This window comes from Xanthomarina maritima (assembly GCF_008084905.1).
In the GTDB taxonomy this organism is placed as follows: Bacteria; Bacteroidota; Bacteroidia; order Flavobacteriales; family Flavobacteriaceae; genus Xanthomarina; species Xanthomarina maritima.
The window spans coordinates 131,029-151,151 of record NZ_VSFC01000002.1 but is presented as its reverse complement, the minus strand read 5'-3'; the positions used below and the strand labels follow the sequence as shown (position 1 = coordinate 151,151).

At 31.3% G+C, this 20,123-nt stretch carries 20 protein-coding genes, 1 tRNA gene and 1 pseudogene; 11 read left to right on the top strand and 11 right to left on the bottom strand.

What is annotated here, in order from left to right:
• Position 1: 1 nt before the first annotated feature.
• Positions 2–640, bottom strand: coding sequence for a thymidine kinase (locus tag FVF61_RS00690; RefSeq protein ID WP_148452208.1), 639 nt, complete (start codon positions 638–640; stop codon positions 2–4).
• Between the two features lie 103 nt (positions 641–743).
• On the opposite strand from FVF61_RS00690, the gene FVF61_RS00685 reads away from it, so the two are divergent.
• From FVF61_RS00685 to FVF61_RS00675, 3 genes are all read left to right on the top strand, one after another.
• Positions 744–1,484: a hypothetical protein gene (locus tag FVF61_RS00685; RefSeq protein ID WP_148452206.1), complete on the top strand. Its 741-nt coding sequence runs from the start codon at positions 744–746 to the stop codon at positions 1,482–1,484.
• 44 nt (positions 1,485–1,528) lie between these two features.
• Positions 1,529–2,200 carry a 16S rRNA (cytidine(1402)-2'-O)-methyltransferase gene (gene rsmI, locus FVF61_RS00680; RefSeq protein WP_148452204.1) on the top strand — a complete coding sequence of 224 codons (672 nt, stop codon included), beginning with the start codon at positions 1,529–1,531 and terminating at the stop codon, positions 2,198–2,200.
• 82 nt (positions 2,201–2,282) lie between these two features.
• Positions 2,283–2,852 (top strand): uracil-DNA glycosylase family protein, encoded by a 570-nt coding sequence (locus FVF61_RS00675; RefSeq protein ID WP_148452202.1) that lies wholly within the window; start codon positions 2,283–2,285, stop codon positions 2,850–2,852.
• A 79-nt stretch (positions 2,853–2,931) separates the two neighbouring features.
• On the opposite strand, the gene FVF61_RS00670 is transcribed toward FVF61_RS00675, so the two are convergent.
• Positions 2,932–3,534, bottom strand: a complete 603-nt coding sequence (locus tag FVF61_RS00670) for a carboxymuconolactone decarboxylase family protein (RefSeq protein WP_148452200.1) — start codon at positions 3,532–3,534, stop codon at positions 2,932–2,934.
• Between the two features lie 122 nt (positions 3,535–3,656).
• On the opposite strand from FVF61_RS00670, the gene FVF61_RS00665 reads away from it, so the two are divergent.
• The 5 genes from FVF61_RS00665 to nrtS all read left to right on the top strand — a co-directional run bounded on the left by FVF61_RS00665 (position 3,657) and on the right by nrtS (position 8,641).
• Positions 3,657–4,079: an OsmC family protein gene (locus FVF61_RS00665; protein WP_148452198.1), complete on the top strand. Its 423-nt coding sequence runs from the start codon at positions 3,657–3,659 to the stop codon at positions 4,077–4,079.
• Positions 4,080–4,169: 90 nt separating this feature from the next.
• Positions 4,170–5,861 (top strand): single-stranded-DNA-specific exonuclease RecJ, encoded by a 1,692-nt coding sequence (recJ, locus tag FVF61_RS00660; protein WP_148452196.1) that lies wholly within the window; start codon positions 4,170–4,172, stop codon positions 5,859–5,861.
• 23 nt (positions 5,862–5,884) lie between these two features.
• Positions 5,885–6,973, top strand: a complete 1,089-nt coding sequence (locus FVF61_RS00655; protein WP_148452194.1) for an OmpA family protein — start codon at positions 5,885–5,887, stop codon at positions 6,971–6,973.
• Positions 6,974–7,046: 73 nt separating this feature from the next.
• Complete coding sequence (locus tag FVF61_RS00650) at positions 7,047–8,315, top strand: MFS transporter (protein WP_148452191.1); 1,269 nt, start codon at positions 7,047–7,049, stop codon at positions 8,313–8,315.
• Between the two features lie 95 nt (positions 8,316–8,410).
• Complete coding sequence (nrtS, locus tag FVF61_RS00645; protein WP_148452190.1) at positions 8,411–8,641, top strand: nitrate/nitrite transporter NrtS; 231 nt, start codon at positions 8,411–8,413, stop codon at positions 8,639–8,641.
• Here nrtS and FVF61_RS00640 read toward each other — a convergent pair.
• Both FVF61_RS00640 and FVF61_RS00635 read right to left on the bottom strand, forming a co-directional pair.
• Complete coding sequence (locus tag FVF61_RS00640; RefSeq protein WP_148452319.1) at positions 8,638–9,390, bottom strand: UDP-2,3-diacylglucosamine diphosphatase; 753 nt, start codon at positions 9,388–9,390, stop codon at positions 8,638–8,640. The two genes, nrtS and FVF61_RS00640, sit on opposite strands and share 4 nt — an antisense overlap.
• A gap of 86 nt (positions 9,391–9,476) precedes the next feature.
• Entirely contained in the window at positions 9,477–9,926 is a 450-nt protein-coding gene (locus tag FVF61_RS00635; protein ID WP_148452188.1) for a 6-pyruvoyl trahydropterin synthase family protein, read from the bottom strand.
• 93 nt (positions 9,927–10,019) lie between these two features.
• Between FVF61_RS00635 and FVF61_RS00630 the strand changes: the two genes are divergently transcribed.
• Positions 10,020–10,661: a 2OG-Fe(II) oxygenase gene (locus FVF61_RS00630; RefSeq protein ID WP_148452186.1), complete on the top strand. Its 642-nt coding sequence runs from the start codon at positions 10,020–10,022 to the stop codon at positions 10,659–10,661.
• Between the two features lie 101 nt (positions 10,662–10,762).
• Here FVF61_RS00630 and FVF61_RS14210 read toward each other — a convergent pair whose 3' ends face one another.
• From FVF61_RS14210 to FVF61_RS00620, 3 genes and pseudogenes are all read right to left on the bottom strand, one after another.
• Positions 10,763–10,939, bottom strand: coding sequence for a hypothetical protein (locus FVF61_RS14210; RefSeq protein ID WP_199757239.1), 177 nt, complete (start codon positions 10,937–10,939; stop codon positions 10,763–10,765).
• Positions 10,940–10,957: 18 nt separating this feature from the next.
• Complete coding sequence (locus FVF61_RS00625) at positions 10,958–12,292, bottom strand: MATE family efflux transporter (RefSeq protein WP_148452184.1); 1,335 nt, start codon at positions 12,290–12,292, stop codon at positions 10,958–10,960.
• Positions 12,289–12,789: pseudogene (locus tag FVF61_RS00620) on the bottom strand (GNAT family N-acetyltransferase). The gene FVF61_RS00625 and the pseudogene FVF61_RS00620 overlap by 4 nt, the downstream one beginning before the upstream one ends.
• A gap of 57 nt (positions 12,790–12,846) precedes the next feature.
• Here FVF61_RS00620 and FVF61_RS00615 point away from each other — a divergent pair.
• Both FVF61_RS00615 and FVF61_RS00610 read left to right on the top strand, forming a co-directional pair.
• Entirely contained in the window at positions 12,847–13,644 is a 798-nt protein-coding gene (locus FVF61_RS00615; RefSeq protein WP_148452182.1) for a universal stress protein, read from the top strand.
• Positions 13,645–13,652: 8 nt separating this feature from the next.
• A tRNA-Ala gene (locus tag FVF61_RS00610) sits at positions 13,653–13,726 on the top strand.
• A 35-nt stretch (positions 13,727–13,761) separates the two neighbouring features.
• On the opposite strand, the gene FVF61_RS00605 is transcribed toward FVF61_RS00610, so the two are convergent.
• The 4 genes from FVF61_RS00605 to kbl all read right to left on the bottom strand — a co-directional run bounded on the left by FVF61_RS00605 (position 13,762) and on the right by kbl (position 20,104).
• The gene (locus tag FVF61_RS00605) at positions 13,762–14,601 is read right to left on the bottom strand and encodes an alpha/beta hydrolase family protein (RefSeq protein ID WP_148452180.1); all 840 of its coding nucleotides are present in this window, start codon (positions 14,599–14,601) and stop codon (positions 13,762–13,764) included.
• Positions 14,598–17,357, bottom strand: a complete 2,760-nt coding sequence (locus FVF61_RS00600) for a PD-(D/E)XK nuclease family protein (RefSeq protein WP_148452178.1) — start codon at positions 17,355–17,357, stop codon at positions 14,598–14,600. The genes FVF61_RS00605 and FVF61_RS00600 overlap by 4 nt, the downstream gene beginning before the upstream one ends.
• Positions 17,358–17,423: 66 nt before the next feature.
• Entirely contained in the window at positions 17,424–18,785 is a 1,362-nt protein-coding gene (locus tag FVF61_RS00595; protein WP_148452176.1) for an OmpA family protein, read from the bottom strand.
• Positions 18,786–18,910: 125 nt separating this feature from the next.
• Positions 18,911–20,104: a glycine C-acetyltransferase gene (gene kbl, locus FVF61_RS00590; protein ID WP_148452174.1), complete on the bottom strand. Its 1,194-nt coding sequence runs from the start codon at positions 20,102–20,104 to the stop codon at positions 18,911–18,913.
• Positions 20,105–20,123: the final 19 nt, after the last annotated feature.

Sequence of the window (20,123 nt, the reverse complement as noted above, 5' to 3'; positions counted from 1 at the left end):
GCTATTTATCAGATTTTGGAGAGATTTCCTCGGCATCATTTACCTTCATGTTTCTAACTTTATCTCTCATCATAGCTTTATAAAATGCAGCTCTGCTTAAAGGTTCGTATTCATCTACTTCTCCTAACAACACCAAATTATCGTTTTTAGATTTTCTATAACTATATTGCGCTAAATTTCCTGTTCTGGTACAAATAGCATGTACTTTTGTAACATATTCTGCAGTTGCCATTAGATTTGGCATAGGACCAAACGGGTTGCCTTTAAAATCCATATCTAATCCTGCAACAATAACACGAACTCCTTTATTTGCTAAGTCGTTACAAACTCGAACAATCTCATCGTCGAAAAACTGCGCTTCATCAATACCTACCACATCACAACCATCAGCTAATATAGGAATATTGGCAGCTGCTGGAACTGGTGTAGAACGAATTTCGTTGGAATCATGAGACACTACCATATCTTCATCGTATCGAACATCTATAGCAGGTTTAAAAATCTCAACTTTTTGTCTTGCAAATTGGGCACGCTTTAACCTACGAATCAATTCTTCTGTCTTTCCAGAGAACATAGAACCACAGATTACTTCAATCCAACCAAATTGTTCTTTATGATTTACTGTATTTTCGAGAAACATTTTGTAATTTTAACACTAAAACAAAGTAAAATTTCGTTTTGTATAAAGGTGGCGTAAATTTATTAAAAATCAAAAGCATAAAATAGATTAAATTTTAAAAGTTATGAAGAAGAAACTGGAGGCAGAATTAATGAGCATTGCTCATAGAATTTTGAAGTTAAAAGGAAAAGATGATGTAGACTTAATGCACAAAGAAGTTGCTGCACTTTATGAAAAACTAACCGTTTTAAAATTCGCTAAAGAGAATTTTGATAACGATTTACCAACCATAGGTAGCGATTCTTCTTTCTTTGGTATGCTAGACGCTGCTTTTAATAATAAAGTAAGTGATAATATAGAGTTTGAAAATAAAACCTATATTAATTTAGATGAAGTTGAAGAAGATGATATTATGGAGCCTGCTATTGAAAAAATTAAAGATATGGTTGCACAAATGCCACTTGAAGCACAACATGTAGATGCCATTTTTGAAAAAGCCATTCCTAATAAACAAAACCATAAAAACGATTTTGAAGAACTAACTGCTGGATTTAATGAGATTCCAGAATTCGACCCAGTTGATAAAGTTCAAACAAAAGATGAAGTTAAAAAATCTTTAAACGATAAACTTAAAAGTGGTGGATTACATATTGGGTTAAATGATAAGTTGGCGTTTATAAAACATTTATTCGATGGAAAAGCTGCAGATTACGATCGTGTACTTTCACAAATTAACACGTCTAGATCTTTTAATGAAGCAGAAAATTTAATTCAAAATGTGGTAAAACCAGATTATAATAACTGGAAAGATAAAGAGGAATTTGAAACTCGTTTTATGGAAATTCTTGAAAGTAAATTTAACTAGATTCTCATTTCTGCCATTTGGCAGAAAGGTTCACTGAAAATATTATGAGTAAACTTTTTATCGTTCCAACACCAATAGGAAATTTAAAAGACATGACTTTTAGAGCTATTGAAGTTTTAAAAGAAGTCGATTTAATCTTGGCAGAAGACACACGTACTTCAGGAAAATTATTAAAACATTTTGAAATTTCTACACCATCGCAATCGCATCATATGCATAACGAGCATAAAACAGTTGAAGGGTTGATTAATAAAATTAAAAGTGGTGTCACTATGGCATTAATTAGTGATGCTGGAACGCCAGCCATTTCAGATCCTGGGTTTTTACTTACTAGAGCTTGTATTGAAAATAACATTGAAGTAGATTGCCTTCCTGGAGCCACAGCTTTTGTTCCAGCATTAGTAAATAGTGGATTGCCAAACGATAAATTTGTATTCGAAGGGTTTTTACCAGTTAAAAAAGGCAGACAAACAAGACTCTTGCTTTTAGCTGAAGAAACCAGAACCATTATTTTTTACGAAAGCCCACACAAACTCATTAAAACCCTTACACATTTTTGTGAGTATTTTGGGGAAGAAAGACCTGTTTCTGTCTCTCGCGAACTAACCAAGCTCTACGAAGAAACTATTCGAGGAACAGCTAAGGAAGTCCTGGAACACTATACAAACAAACCACCTAAAGGAGAAATTGTTGTTGTGGTTGGAGGGAAGAAGTGATGTACTCGTCAAACTGAATTTGTTTATGTTTCACATAAAGAGATCCTGAAATAAATTCAGAATGACGCTCAGTTTTATCAAAATGAAGGAATTACTAAAAGACATCAGTCAATGCACCATTTGTAAAGCGCATTTGCCTTTAGATCCAAGACCTATTGTCTCTGCAAATTCATATTCTAAAATCATTATTATAGGCCAAGCTCCAGGAGCAAGTGTTCATAAAACTGGGATTCCTTGGGATGATCCAAGTGGTAAACAATTAAGAAAATGGCTTAATATAACCGAAGAAGTATTTTACGATGAGTCTAAAATAGCACTAGTTCCTATGGGATTTTGTTATCCAGGAAAGGGCAAGAGTGGCGATTTACCTCCAAGGCCAGAATGTGCACCACAATGGCATCAAAAATTATTAGACCAAATGCCTAACTTGGAATTGGTTATTCTTATTGGCATGTACTCTCAAAAATACTATTTAAAAGAAAAAGCAAAACGAACATTAACTGAAACGGTTGCCGAATACAAAACCTATTTACCAAGCTATTTGCCTTTGCCACATCCAAGTCCTCGAAACCGGTTTTGGATGATTAAGAATCCTTGGTTCAAGGAGGAGGTTATTCCTGAGTTGCAGGAAAGAGTAAAGACATTGATTTAAAAAGTCTCACTATCTCAAATAAGGTTTTATTTAATATTTTTAATGAATCTAGATTCCTGCCTACACAGGAATTAAGAATCTAATATTGTGAGCCATCGTGTTTTCCAACATTGTAACCATGCTTTCCTAAGTATTTATAACCACTTTCTACAGCACCTTCTTCAATACTTGTTCCCATAGAATCGTTCCATCTGTTTAAATAGCCAAAAAGTGAAATAACGCCTAGCATTTCTACAATTTCGCCTTCATCCCAATGCTCGTATAAACGTTTTTTAATATCAGCATTCACGTCGTTTGGGACCTGACTGGCAGCCAAACTAAAATCTAAAGCAGCACGTTCGGCTACATTAAAAGCTGGATGTGTTCTGTATTCCCAAATATTATCTAGTTGTTCTTGTTCTGCACCATAACTTTCGGCAGCACGAATGGCATGTGCTTGGCAATATCTACAACCTGTTGCGTTACTAGAAACCCAGGCAATCATACGTTTTAAAGCAGAAGTGACTCTGCCTTCATTTGCCATAACAGCCTTGTTGAGGTTAATAAAGGCTTTAGAAATGGCTGGTCTTCGTTGCATGGTTAAAACCGAATTCGGACAAAATCCTAGAGTTTCATTAAAGAATTCTGCTAATTCTTTGGTTTCTAAATCATGTTCTGCTGATAATGGCGTTACTAATGGCATAGTCTAATTTTTATTGGTATTTTTGATAAAAGAGTTCTTAAAGTTTGCTAAAGTTATAAGTAATTAAAGTCTTAAACAACTACTTTAAGTAATTTAGGCACTCCTAACTTAAAACTATTAAAATGACAAATAAAGTAACAACTCACTGGAAAGGAAACTTACAATTTGAATCCGATAACCCAAATGGTAAAACCGTATTAATGGATACTAAACCAGAGCATGGTGGACATAATTCTGGTTTAAGCCCAAAAGCTATGATGCTTTCAGCATTAGCAGGATGTTCTGGTCTGGATGTGGTTTCTATTTTAGATAAAATGAAAGTAAATATTTCAGATTTTAGAATGGATACTTATGGGAAATTGACAGAAGACCATCCAAAATATTACTATGCAGTTTCAGTAGAATATCATTTTTATGGCGAAAATTTAGAAGAGAGTAAAATACAAAAAGCAGTGGATTTATCTATTGAAAAATACTGTGGTGTTATGGAAATGTTTCGCAAGTTTTCAACAGTAAAAACCTCAATTCATTATCATAATAAGTAGATTTTGTCATTCAGAAAGCATTGAAGAATCGTTATTTTATGCTTCGACAAGCTCAGCATAACACTTTAATTCTTTTACAATTTATAAAAAATGCGTTGGACTCTTAAACCAAAATCTGAGGCTGAAAAATTAGCTTCCCTACAAAAATCACTTCAAGTTGATGCCATTGTGGCTACTTTACTTTTGCAACGTGGTATTGAAACTTATGAAGATGCTAAAACATTTTTCAGACCAAGTTTAGACGATTTGCATGATCCGTTTTTAATGAAAGATATGGACAAGGCAGTTTTACGCATCGAAATGGCCTTGTCTAATAATGAAAACATCTTAGTTTTTGGCGATTACGATGTAGATGGAACATCTTCGGTTGCGTTAATGTCTACCTATTTAAAAACAAGAACAACTCATGTTGCTACTTACATTCCAGATAGATACGACGAAGGCTATGGTGTGTCCATAAACGGTATTGACTTTGCACATGATAATGATTTTTCCTTGATTATCGCTTTAGATTGTGGTGTGAAAGCAATAGATAAAGTAGCCTATGCGAAAGAAAAAGGCATCGATTTTATTATTTGCGATCATCACAGACCAGGAAAAGACCTTCCAGATGCTGTTGCAGTTTTAGACCCGAAAAGAGACGATTGTAACTATCCGTTCAAAGAACTTTGTGGTTGTGGTGTTGGATTTAAACTTATTCAGGCATTGGCTTCAAAAAAAGATAAATCTGTTGAAGACTTAGTTCAATATCTAGATTTGGTTGCAACAGCCATTGGTGCAGATATTGTGCCAATTGTTGGAGAAAACAGAGTATTGTCTTATTTTGGATTACAAGTAATAAATAATAATCCACGACCTGGAATTAAAGCGATAATTAATCAAGTAAAAAAAGAAGAACTTACTATTACAGATGTTGTTTTTATTGTGGCTCCTAGAATCAATGCAGCAGGTCGTATGAAACACGGTAATTATGCTGTGACTTTATTAAGTGAAACCAATTTTGATTTGGCTGAAACTTATGCTGAAGAAATAGAAGCTTTTAACACAGACAGACGAGAAGCAGACCAACGTATTACTAACGAAGCACTTCAACAAATAGACAACAATAAAGAACAAAAAGGTTTTACAACCGTTGTGTATCATGAAACTTGGCACAAAGGTGTTATTGGTATTGTGGCTTCTCGACTTATAGAAACTTATTATAGACCAACTTTAGTGTTTACAAGAAGTGGAGATAAATTAGCCGCTTCAGCACGTTCAGTTTCTGGTTTTGATGTGTATAATGCTTTGGAGGCTTGTGCAGAACATATCGAACAATTTGGAGGTCATAAATATGCAGCAGGTCTAACGTTGAAAGAAGAAAACTATGAAGCCTTTAAACAAGCTTTTGAAGATGAAGTCTCGCGAACCATTGACAAACATCTGCTTGTTCCTGAGATTAAAGTGGATATGCAAATAGATTTAGTTGATGTAAATGATAAATTATGGCGCATTATTAGTCAATTTGCGCCTTTTGGACCAGGAAATATGACGCCTATTTTCATGTCAGAAAATTTAAAAGACACAGGTTATGGCAAATGTGTAGGAGAAGACGACAAGCATTTACGTATGACAGTTACTCAAACTGGAAGAGAAAAAATAGTCTGCATTGGTTTTAATCTTGGAGACAAACTAAGTCTAATTGAAAACAAAAAACCTTTTAAAGCTGTCTATTCAATTGATGAAAACCATTGGCAAGGCAACACATCGCTTCAATTAAAATTGAGAGATATTAGAGGTTAATATGTCTTGAATTGTTAGAAATTATGAGAACAATTTACATCCTGTTTTTCAATTTTATTATATGTCATTCTCAAAACCTAGTTCTAAATCCAAGTTTTGAAGATTCTAAATATTGTTCAGAACTTTTAGGGAATTTCGATAATAATGTCTTAGGCTGGTCAATTCCAAATTTTGGTTCCACAGATTATTTTCATTCTTGCAGTGAGGCTGTTGGTTTTGTAAATTTCTTTGGAAACCAAAAACCAATGACTGGAGAAGCTTATGCAGGAATATATGTTATGGCTCCTGAAGATTATCGTGAATATATTCAAGGAGAATTTACTGAAACATTAATAAAAGACAAAAAATATACCGTATCATTTTATCTAAGTTTAGCTGAAAATTCAAGCCACGCTATTAAAGATTTAGGAGTTTTGTTTTTAAATGAATCATTAAATAATCAAATAGACAAAACCATTGATATAAATGAAGTTTTAATAGAAGTTGAAAAAAGTCATTTCATTTTAATACATAGCATCGAATATTATATAGAAAAAGAACAATGGGAAAAAGTAACTTTCGAATATGTAGCTAATGGTTTTGAGCAGTTTTTTATCATTGGTAATTTCGATAAAAACAAAAAAGTAACATCCATAAAAATACAAGAATCAAAAAATCCGGATGCAGCTTATTATTATATTGATGACATAAGTGTAACCTCTTTTGAAATTGAAAATCCAAAGCCTGTTTCAATAATTGGTATTGAAGAAAATCAACAAATAGAGAGAAATAAGGTTTATACACTTAAAAACGTGTTGTTTGATTTCGATAAATCTGATTTATTAGAATCATCCAAAAAAGAACTGAATCAATTGTATAATTATCTTGAATGTCATAAAAATTTAAAAATTGAAATTTTTGGACACACAGATCAAGTTGGTACTCAAGAAAGAAATGATGAATTATCGCTGCTTCGAGCAAAAACAGTTGCTTTATATTTAATTTCAAAAGGCTTAAAACCTGAACGAATAACAGCTCAAGGTTTTGGAAATAGATTCCCTATAACCACAAATAATACTGAAGAGGGTCGTGCTTTAAATAGGCGAGTTGCCTTTAAACTAACAAAAAACTAAAATTAGACTTTATTCTAATATACATTTGTATAATATTTAAATAAAAAGATTCCTGCCTTCGCAGGAAGTGTACATGGCAAAAAAAGATCCTTACGCAGCCTTACGAATTAAAGAATTCAACATTTTTTTAGTGTTGCGTTTTGCTTTGGTTTTTGCCTGGTCTATGCAATTTATCGTCATAGAATGGCAAGTGTATAGTTTAACTAAAGATCCATTGTCTCTTGGGATTATTGGTCTTATGGAAATTATTCCAGCCTTATCTATGGCTTTGTTCGCAGGACATATTGTGGATCAAAAAGAGAAACGAAATTTATTGGCTTTGTGTATTTCCTTATTTTCACTAATAAGCTTAGGGCTTTTCCTATTAACGTGGCCTAGGATTGTTGCAGATTGGTCTACAAAAACCATTTTATATGGCATTTATGCCTTGGTCTTTTTTGGAGGATTTTTGAGATCGTTTTTTGGACCAACTATTTTCTCTTTAGTCGCATTAATTGTTCCGAAGAAAATTTATCCAAATGCTGCTACTTGGAGTAGCTCGACTTGGCAAATGGCTTCCGTTTTGGGTCCTGCAACTGCTGGTGTTTTAATAAGTATTATTGGTGTACATTGGTCTTTATGTATTGTTTTTGGATTAGTAATGTTTTCATTAATAGTATTATTCAGAATTAAAAAGAAACCTATTTTAAACCCTAAAATTGGCGAACCTGTCATGCAGAGTTTAAAAGAAGGTGTCCGATTTGTATTTAAAACAAAAGCTATTTTAGGAGCCATAACTTTAGATATGGTTGCCGTACTTTTTGGTGGCGCAGTAGCTTTACTTCCAGTTTTTGCTCAAGATATTTTAAAAGTTGGAAGTGAAGGTTTTGGAGTGTTACGAGCTGCTCCAGCAGTTGGAGCTTTTTTAACCATGCTAGCTACAGCATATCTACCAATTAGTAAAAATGCTGGAATGAAATTACTTGGTGCTATTTTTGGCTTTGGGGTTTGTATTATCGTTTTTGGGTTATCATCAATTTTTTGGATTTCGGTAGTTGCACTTTTCTTTAGTGGTGTAACAGATGGCGTTTCTATGGTTATTAGACAAACCATTTTACAAATTAAAACACCTGATCACATGAGAGGTCGTGTGTCTTCGGTTAATTCTATGTTTGTTGGTTCTTCAAACGAGCTTGGTGCTTTTGAAAGTGGTGTTACTGCCAAACTTATGGGAACCGTTACAGCTGTTGTTTTTGGAGGAACCATGACACTTCTTACAGTAATTACAACTGGAATTGTGTCTCCTGCGTTTAGAAAGCTGGATTTAAGAAAAGATATTGAGGAACATGAGAAGGATGATTAAATGAAACTTATAAAACAAGTCTTAAGGTTTTATTAGGAATCCCTTTCATAATGTTCTATATCTTTGCAGAATAATAAAAGTAAAGAATTAATAGAATGAAAAGAGCTGTTGATATTGCGATTGAGAAAGAAATTGTAATTTCCTCTATAAAAGTAGCGCTTGTTGTTGGTTTGATTTTAAATTTAATTAATCAAGGTGAAAACTTGATCACTTTAGACTTTAAACATCTTAACTTGTTAAAGTTTTTTATCACTTTTACTGTACCTTATTTAGTTTCAACTTATGCTTCAGTAAAAGTTAAATTAAATGAACAAAGAATAGATTAATATTCTTTCAACTCCATAACTTCTCCATCAAAAACACCATAAGTATAATAGCTTATCCAATCGCCAAGATTGATGTATTTAGAGGTTTCGTTTAGGTCTATATTTAAAGGCAAATGTCTGTGTCCAAACACATAATAATCTCTGTGATTTTCCTCTTGTTTTTTCTTGCAGTATTGCACAAGCCATTCGTTGTCTTCGCCTAAAAACTTAGCGTCTTCATCACCTGAAATCAGTTTGTTTTTAACAGACATGTATTGTGCTAATTTCACACCTAAATCTGGATGCAACCAACGGAATAGCCATTTGCTAAATGGATTGGTAAACACTTTTTTCATACGTTTATAACCTTTATCTCCAGGTCCTAAACCATCTCCATGACCAATTAAAAATGTATTATTGTTAAAAGTGAATTCTTTTGGTTCATGATAAACAGGAATGTTTAATTCCTCTTCAAAATAACCATTCATCCAAAGATCATGATTACCAACAAAGTAATAAACAGGAACTCCTGAATCGCTTATTTCAGCAAGTTTCCCAAGAGTTCTAGTAAAACCTTTTGGTACTACGGTTTTGTATTCAAACCAAAAATCGAATAAATCACCAATTAAAAAAATTGCAGCCGCATCATGCTTTACTTCATCTAACCAAGCAACAAATTTTTGTTCACGAGGACGTGATGCTTCTTGTGTTGGAGCTCCAAGATGATTGTCTGAAGCGAAATAAATTTTTTTTCCTTCTGGAATTTGAATTTGCATGATGTAAATATAAATAAATTCGCCACGAATTCACGAATGACTAATTGTAATGTGAGTTTGTTGTAAATTGAGACTGCAAACTAGTTGTCACTCGCATACCATTCCGCAAAACTGGTGTCTGTTTCTTGAAGCTTTAAAGAATGTAAAGTAATATGGCCAGGTAACTGGTTTTTAATTTTTTCAGCAAAATCAATCACCATCATTTCACTGGTTGGTTGATAATTTACCAATAGTACATTGTGACCTCTATCTTCAAGTTCTTTAGCCAACTCCACATGTGGTGTGTTTTTATTAAAAACAGTAGCATGATCAAAGACGTCTACTATTTCGTCTTTAACTATTTTTTTAAGATCACTAAAATCTATAACCATTCCATATTTTACGTTATGTGTATCAGAGATTGGTTTTCCTATTACTGTTACAGATAGTTTATAGCTATGTCCATGAACATTTTTACATTTTCCATCGTAGCCATATAGTGCGTGACCAGTTTCGAAAGAGAATTGTTTGGTGATTCTAATTTTACTCATTGTAAACATTATTATTAATGCAAAGATAGTTGTTTTGTAAAAGCAATTAGATTTTAGTCTACATTTGCGCACTTTTTAAAATTTTTATTTAAAATGAATCAGCTTTTTGAAGACATTGACTTTGTTGAAAACCCTCAATATGAGCGTATTATTGAAAATATTTTAACACAACAATATTGTATTGTAGAAGATTTTTTTACGGTTGAAGACGTATCTATTTTAAGACAATCTTTAATTGAAAAACATGAAGAAGATGCTTTTAAAAAAGCTGCTATAGGTAATCGAGTGAACGAAGTTATTGTAAAATCTATTAGAGGAGATGTTATTTTATGGATAGATGAATTGAAAGCCAATGAGGCTGAAATGATATTCTTTAATAAGATTAACAATTTGATAAATTATTTAAATAAAACCTGCTTTTTAGGTATTCTACATAAAGAGTTTCATTATGCTTTATATCCAGAAGGCACTTTTTATAAAAGACATATAGATACGTTTCAAAACGACGATAGACGAAAACTTTCCATTGTATGTTATTTAAATGAAGATGGTTGGTTGCCAGAGAATGGAGGTGAATTGGTGTTGTATTTAGATGAAAATGGTAAAGAAGTCGAAAAAGTAATTTATCCGTTTCCTGGTCGTCTCGTTATTTTTGAAAGTCAGATTATAGAACACGAAGTAAAACCTGTAAATGTTGAAAGAATGAGTATTACAGGTTGGTTAAAAACGCGCTAGATTAACGATTTTTTCTTCGGTTATACACATAAATAATTATGAGTACTACTGCCAAAACTAGAAACAATCCGTTTCCTCCTAAAAAGTTTAAAAAATCCATATTATTCGTTATTTTTTCTATTTTTATTATACCTAAATAGCAAATAAGCTATAATTACAAGGGTCACAAAAGGTAACATACTTCCTATAAAAACACCAATTTCATAAGAGTCATTTGGAGCTTCTTTTATTTTTTCATTGATATCTACTTCTTGAAGTAAGCTTATTATAGAGAACATTTTTATTTTTTGTTAAAGTTAATGGTTTTGTGATTGTGGTAAAAATTCTTTTCTAAATTTTATAACCAATGGAAAGCCTCTAGCTATAATCCAAAAAGTTAGAGCAATAAAAATGGCATATAACTTTAAATCTAAAGAGTCTAACCAGAATAGAAAAGGCACAAAAACCAAGAAAGTAGAAAGTAATAAAAGGTTTCTTAAGTCTTTCATTTTACCTAAACCCTTAAACATGCCATCAAAAATAAAAGCAATTGCACATATAGGCTGCATGGCTAGAACGATCCAAAATACATTTTCAAATTGATTTAAAACCTCAGGATCTTTAGTAAAAATATTACCAATTGAAGAATAAAAGACACCTCCAATAATTGCCATAGTAACTCCTAAATAAACGCCATAACGAATGAGCTTATTACTCAATAAAATTAAGGATTTATAATCTTTTGCTCCTAACAATTTTCCTGAAAGAATATTTCCTGCACTAGCATAGCCATCAATTACAAATGCACCTAAAAACCATAAATTAATTGCTATGGTATAAGCAGCAATATAGTTTTTCCCATAGCCAGTTGCAAAACTTGTAGCAAAATATAAAGTAACATTTAAAGCCAATGTTCTAACAAATAAATTAAGAATCATGATAATGAATCGATTGATTTCTTTGTTAAAAGGGAAACTTAGTCTTAGGGTAATTGGTGTTTTTTTAAGCAGATAATAAATGGATAACGTGGCCATAATAAACTGTGCAATAACACTTGCGTAAGCAGCTCCTTGAATGTGCATGGCTGGAATAACACCATCAATTCCATAAACTAAAATAATGTCTAAAATAATGTTTGAAGCTGCGCCAACAATGGCAATTATCATTGGATAATAGGTGTTTTGTAGTCCTCTAAATGTGCCAAAAACAGCAATGGTAAATAATGTAAATGGAAAACCAAACACACGAATTTTATAGTAAATAACACTATAGTCTAAAATAACATTTGAAGCATTATAAAGTTTAAAAATTTGTTCAGCAAAAGGGTAAGTCACTAAAATAATTAAGATACTTAATGAAGTAATAATGAAAATAGCCTGAGCAGGTAAATTTTTAACTTTATCTAGATTATTTGCTCCAACATATTGAGACATGATAGAAGAAATAGCACTTCTAGTTTGTCCTAAAACCCAAATAAGCATCGAAATAAAAGCTCCAACTATGCCAACAGCTGCTAAAGATTCGGTTGCATTGAAGTCCATATTACCAACTATGGCAGTATCTGTAATAGATAAAATAGGTTCAGACACGCCAGAAATTAATGCTGGAATGGCTAATTTGTTAATATGTTTTAAACTGATGTTTGTGCTCACAAGACTAATTCATAACAGTAAAAAGGATGTTCACTTTGCTTTGGAAAGTAAATATTTCCTAGACGTTTATAATTGCGAAGTTCGTAAAATTTTTGGTTTCGTTTGTTTTGAGAAAAGGTATCCAATCTAATTGAGACTATTTTGTTTTTTATAGCTAATGTTTCAGCAAAATCCATAAGCTCTTGCGCAAACCCTTTTCCTTGAACTTTTGGATGAATTGCCAATCTATGAATATATAGATTGTTTTTATTAGGTGTAAACCATTTAATAGGAATATATTCTTCATCCATAAATGTTGAAATAACAATACAGCCAATAATCATGTTTTTATTTTCCAATACGAATAATTCATCTCTTAATATATCATTTTCGAAAGCTAATTTGTTAGGATATAATTCATTCCATTAGTAAATGTCATTTTCTATCATAAATGCAGCACAAGCTTTTGTAATATCTAAAATGCTATCAATATCTTTATAAGTAGCTTTCCGAATCATTTTTAATGTTTACTTTTGCATAAATTATCGTGTAAATTTAGTTTTTAATTATTGATTATGAAGAATATTTTAGTTCCAGTTGGATCGTCTAAAAATGCCGTAAGTCATTTACAATATGCAGTAGATTTTGCTAAAGCATTTGGCGCAAAATTATATGTTGTACAAGTTTATAATGTGTATACAAAAGCTGGAACAATGATTAAAATAGACCATATTTTAGAGCGTGAAAGTTTAGAGTTTTTAAAATCGCATGTTGCAAAAGTAGATACTAAAGATGTTGAAGTTAAAATAAAAACTTTTAAAGGGAAATTAGTTGATACTTTAGAATTAGTATGTAAATCTTTAGAAATTGATTTAATTTTAATCGAACCTAGAACAAACTCTGTAAGAGAAGAAGTGTATTTAGGTAAAACCTCTGGAAAAATAATAAAACAAACCAATATTCCTGCATTAATAGTTCCTGAAGGTTATAAATACAGACCTATAATTTATATTTTAATGGCTTTAAAATCGGCAATTATTAAAAAGGATGAAGCTTTAATACCTTTAATTCGCATTAAACAACAATATAAATCTATAGTAAACTTATTATTGGTTAAAACGCCATATCATAACGAAGGAGATTTTGAAATTAATGAAAGTTTATCTAAGTTAATTACAAATACAACTTACTCAGAAAATGCGACTACTTTTCAAGGTGTATTAGAACATTACAAAGACAACAATCCAGATTTGTTATGCGTAGTTAGACGTAAACGAGGATTTTTTACAAAGCTTTGGGAGAACAATACCATATTGAAAAAAGATTTTCAGAGTACAACGTTACCAGTTTTAGTTTTAAGTGGGATGAAATAAAATAATTTGGGGGATTAGCTCAGTTGGCTAGAGCGCTACGCTGGCAGCGTAGAGGCCATCGGTTCGAATCCGATATTCTCCACGAATAAAAAGTCTTAATGTTTATTAAGACTTTTTTTATTTTATAAAAGAAATGCTTTTTTTAACAACTTCCTTTAATTCATTTGGGAGTGTTTTGTTTTCCCAAGGATGTTTTGAACCAAAAACATGATTGGCATTTTCTATAATAACTAACTTGCTCTTTGGGTTCCAAGTGTGCAACATTTTGGCTTCATCATAAGAAACAGATGAATCTGAATCTCCATGAACAATAAGATGTGGAATTTTTAATTTTTTGGTTGCCAATTCAATGTTTAAACGAGTTTCATTGACTTTAAAATCTTCATAAAACTGATACTTATGTGGCAATTGTTGTTTGGTTCTTCCGTTTAATACATACTTTACTCCATCTTTTTTCCATTGATCTAAATTGCCAATTGTTGTAGTTCTTTTAGCAAAATCGCATACACTTGCCCATGTAATTAAATCTGTGATTCTTGAATCTTCCGAAGCATAAATAGTTGCAATACCTCCACCTCGAGAGTGGCCAATTAAAACAATATGATTGATATTTATTTCATTTTTAAACGGATTGTCATCAGATAACAAGTAATTTAATATGTCTTCTAAATCTTGGAGTTCTTTGGTGTAATTGTTTTCAGAAAATGCATCTAAATCAGGAAAATCTATAGGGTCTTCGACTGTTCCTCCATTATGTGAAAAATTAAATTTCACAAAAAAGAAATTTTCTTTCTTAAAATAGTCTGCTACTAAATCCCAACTTCCCCAATCTTTGAACCCTTTATAACCATGGCAAAAAATAACTAAAGTTTTAGGTTCTCCTGTTTCGTTATAATTAGCATCCCAAACAATGGGTTTTTGAGTTTCCCTGTATAGTATAAGATTTCTTTGTGTCATTTTATTTCTTTTTCTATAAAAGCTATTTCAGGATTACAGATTTCAAGTATGAGTTTTTTTAATTCTATTTCAAAACACTGTAATGTTTCTTCAGTAATAAGTGTGTTCTTATTCCTGTCGTAAGGGCTTTCTTTTTTAGCGAATTTTAAAAAACCTGAGCTTAAATTTTTAAATGACATAACACCTGCTTCTATAGGTAATTGGACTTTGTGGTCTTTAAACATGGCAAAGGCGTAACATAACACCTGAAACGATTTGCTATATTTGTTATATTCTGTTGTCAATTCTTCCCAATCTATAACTTCCACTTGATTTTGAAGGACTTTTCCAGTTTTATAATCCATAATTCTGGTCATGCCATTGTATAGATCTACACGATCTACTTTTCCTGTTATATAAACAGGGAAATTTAATTCCTCTATTTCTACTAAAATTCTATTATCACTTTCAATAGCAACAATAGATATTTGGTTTCCATTATTTAATTCTTCAATTTCTAGGTTTAAAAAATTATTTATATATCGTTTGGCAATTTCAAAAACAATAAGGTTTTTACCTTTAGTAATATCACCTTCTTTATAAAATTCTTTAAAATGATTCGTAACCTTAGCATCTACCATTTTTTTCATTTGATTAATATTCTCAATTGAAAGTTGTTTGCCTTCTAAAGGTTTATAAAAATCTTCTAAGGTATTATGTATAACATTTCCTAAAGTATTTGCCGCAATGTTTTCTTCAACCTCGTCATATTCTCTAATTTTTAGAATCTTCTGATTATAAAAATCAATTGGATTTCTAATGTAATTGGTTAAAGATGAAGGTGAAAATCCTTTTTCAGCAATTTCTTTCAATCGAGCTAAAACAAGATCATCCTTTTTAATTTGATTTAGTTTTTTAATAGTAGGATTTGCATTAGGTAGCACTAAATAATGAGAAATATTATGTAGTCCCTCTAACTCTAATTGCGTAATAAATCTACTTTTTTCTCCACCATTAAGTGCATCAGATTCCGTATTATATAAAATATGAATATTTTTAGCACGTTGAATTAATCGGTAAAAATGATATGAATAAACAGCATCTTTTTCTTTAAAAGTTGGTAGGTTATACTGTAATTTCACATCAAAAGGGATAAAGGAATTATGATTTTTTCCTGATGGTAGAATACCTTCATTTACTGATGAAATGATAACAGTTTCAAAATCTAAAACTCGGGATTCTAGCATACCCATAATTTGTAAGCCCTCTAATGGTTCTCCTTTAAAATCAAGGGTTTCAGTACTTAATAAATTTTTATAAACTTCGAATAGTGTATTAATACTATTCAAATGTGAATAGATAGAATTCAACCTTATTAGTTCGTTAAATAATTCATTAAATCTAAAAAGATATTCCAAAGTTAAAATCTGTTCTTTTTTGTTTTTTTCTAAACAGCTTTTAATTTTATATACTAGATTTATGGTTTGATTTAAAGCTTTTTCAGCATTATTCTCCCAACTGGAGAACAGAATATCTATAATTTCTTCAAATGGCTTACAGAGAGTATTTAATTGCTCTTTATTTAGATAAACTAAATTATTAATCTGAATGGTTTCTATTATTTCTGAAACTTTAGATTTATCATCAGTTTCAAACAAACAACTTATATTTTGATGAGAAAGAATACTTATAACATCTTTATAATAAAAAGATTTATAGGATGTTTTATGTAAATAAAATAGTTTTTCAAAAAGGGATGCAATTGGAGCCGATTTTAAAGGCATTCCCATAGTTATGTTTAAAGCATCTATTGAAGATGGTAATGAATTTAAAACAGGAAGTAATAATGTTTCTTCACTTAAAACAATAGCTGTATGACTTAAATTTAGTTTTGTATTTGTTAGGTCTTTTAATATGGAACCAATTTGTTTAGCTTGCCCGATATGTTTAGGAATACCATAAATTGAAATATTTTTTTTTTGGATATAATTATTTGAAATCCATTTGAGTTGATTTGATTTATAATAAGACCAGTTTTGATAATAGTTTCTTATAAACAAACTAGCATCGTGTATTGGGTTTTCATAAAAAGTTTGTTCTAAATCCCAATAGATTTCTGCTAATCCACTTTGTAGCAATTCTTGAAAGATGGTTTCTTCTGCTTTATTCAAAGCATTAAAGCCTAAAAAAATTATTTTAACATCTGAATTGTTTTGAATATATGATTCGATGTTTGAAACTGCTTCTTTATATATTAGACCTTGATAACCAATATGTTTATTTATTAAATGTTCTGAAAACTGAGTATAATAGTCAAAAAGTTGATTCCAAAAGGATAAATAGTTTTGTATTAATTCGGTTTTGTTTTCTTGTTTAGACCAATGATTTATTTCTTGAATAGCATTTAAATAATAAAATATTTGCTTTGGGGGAATTAGATAACGATCAATTTCATTAAAATCTTGCAGAATAATTTGTGCCCATTTAGAAAAGGTTTCAAAATTATCTTGGTTAGATTCTTTCGTTAAATCAATATAAATGCTATAAAATTCAAAAAGTAATTCAGTATTGGAAATAAGTTTTAATTGCGAAAGTTCTTTAGTGAACTCTTCAATACTTATAATTTTAGGTGAAAATATAGTTTTATTAGAAACATTTTTTATTTGATGTTTAAGAAATACACCAGCTCTCTTACTAGGTAATATAAAAGTAATATTTGAAAGATTTTCATTTTTATCATACAGCTCTTTTAATACCTCGTAAATAAATGTTGTCATAATATAAAAATAAAAAACGCCTCGATATTTCGAGGCGTTTTTTTATATAATTTAAAAGAGTTCTAATTAATCTTTATGTAAGTTAATTTCTACTCTTCTATTGTTAGCTCTTCCAGCTGCCGTTTTATTAGAATCTAATGGTCTAGATTCTCCATAACCATGAGCATTTAATCTGTTAGAAGCAACTCCATTAGAAATTAAGTAGTTCATTACAGAACTAGCTCTTTCTTGAGATAATTTTTGATTTAACGCTTCACTACCAACACTATCAGTATGTCCTTCAATGTTGAATTTAGCATTAGGGTACTCATTTAAAATACCTATTATATTATCTAATACACCAGCAGACTGATCTTTAATTGACGCTTTACCAGTATCGAATAAGATAGTTTTAGCATAAGCATTTAAAGCCTTTTTAACAGCTTCAGTTACTTCTGGGCATCCATCGTTAGCAACAGTACCAACTATATCTGGACATAAATCATCTTTATCAGCTACACCATCACCATCTCTATCTGGCCAAGGGCATCCATTGTTTGCAGCAGGTCCTGCTTCATTTGGACATTTGTCATCTTTATCAGCAATTCCATCACCATCAGCATCTGGACAACCGTTTAATTCTTTTGAACCAGCAACTGTTGGACAGTCATCATTAGGATCAGCAAGACCATCACCATCTGTATCAGGACATCCATTAAACTCAGCTAAACCAGCTTCGTTTGGACAATCGTCTTTACTATCTTCAATACCATCACCATCTGAGTCTGGACAACCATTAAATTCAGCTAAACCAGGAACTTCTGGACAAGCATCATCAATATCGTAGATTCCATCACTGTCAGTATCTTTTCCTCCAAATTTAAACTTCAAACCTGCATAATGTTGGAAATGTGAAGATAAATAATCTTCGAAAGCATGTTTGTAAGTACTTTGGAAAGAAAAGCCAATATTTTCTGTAAACCATAAATTAAGACCTATAGCTCCATTTAAAGTACCAGCTCCAATCTTGTCTACCCAAGTGTAACCACCACCTACTCCAAGGTAAGGCTCAACTACATTTGAATTAATTAATTCCATGAAACTATAACTTACAGTTCCATCTGCTCCATAATAAGATAAGTTTTTTACATCTGAATCACCAAATTTTTCAATTTTATTCATAGAACCAGTTACTCCAAAAGAGAAACCATTACTAAAATACCTTGAAACGGTGACACTAGATAAAGAAGGTAAAATATTCCAATGATCACGAGCATTAAAGTACTCATCAAAGAAATCTCCAAGTGGAGCGTCTTCACCTGTTGGATAGAAATCAACGGCGTTTACTCCAACGTTAATAGCCCATGGATTGTTTTCATCTTGTGCATTAATGCTGCTATAACTTAACATAAGCAACATTGCGAACAATAATCTGCTAAGATTTTTCATATTCAAAAATTTAATTTTTAAGTGTTAATTGTAAGCAAAAGTAAGTTGTTAAATATTATTAACAAAGACAAATATAGAAAAATATTGAATATTTTACCTAAAATCTGCTCAATTGTCTAAAAATTTTAAATAATTTCAAGTTGTTTTCCAACTTTTATAAAAGATTTTATTGCTATATCAAGATGTTCTTTTTCGTGTGCTGCTGAAAGCTGAACTCTTATTCTAGCTTTTTCTTTAGGTACAACTGGAAAAAAGAATCCTATAACATAAATCCCTTCTTTTAAAAGTAAATTAGCCATAGTTTGGGCTAATTTTGCATCATATAACATAACTGGAACAATTGCAGAATCACCATCAATAATATCAAAACCTGCACCTTTCATGCCTTTTTTAAAGTATTCAGCGTTCCATTCCAATTTATCTCTTAGAGTGGTATCATTCCTCAACATGTCGAACACTTTAATTGATGCACCAACAATTGCAGGTGCTAAAGAGTTTGAAAATAAATAGGGTCTTGACCGTTGACGTAAAATTTCAATGATTTCTTTTTTGCCTGTTGTATATCCACCCATGGCACCGCCTAATGCTTTACCTAAAGTTCCAGTAATAATGTCTATTCTGTCTAAAACTCCTTTCTCTTCAAGTGTGCCACGACCTGTTTTACCTATAAATCCTGCTGCATGACATTCATCAATCATTACTAAAGCATCATACTTATCTGCTAAATCACAAATTTTATCTAAAGGCGCTACCAATCCATCCATTGAGAATACACCATCAGTAACTATAATTTTAAAACGTGCTCCATTTTTGTTGGCTTCAATTAGTTGATTTTCTAAATCTGCCATATCGTTATTTTGGTATCGATATCTTGCAGCTTTACATAATCTTACTCCATCTATAATAGAGGCATGATTTAAAGAATCTGAAATAATGGCATCTTCTACACCAAATAAAGGTTCAAAAACACCACCATTTGCATCAAATGCTGCAGCATATAAAATAGTGTCTTCTGTATCATAAAATTCAGCAATTTTATGTTCTAATTCTTTGTGAATGTCTTGTGTTCCACATATAAATCGAACAGAAGACATGCCAAATCCATGAGTATCCATGACATCTTTAGCTGCTTGAATAACTTCTGGGTGAGAAGAAAGACCTAAATAATTATTGGCACAAAAATTTAAAACTGTTTCACCTGTATTTAGGGTAATCTCTGCTCCTTGAGCCGAAGTAATAATACGTTCAGATTTAAACAGGCCATTATCTTTTATCTCTTGAATTTCGTTTTCTAAGTGTTCTTTTAATTTTCCGTACATGACTTGGTTGTTTTTTGCA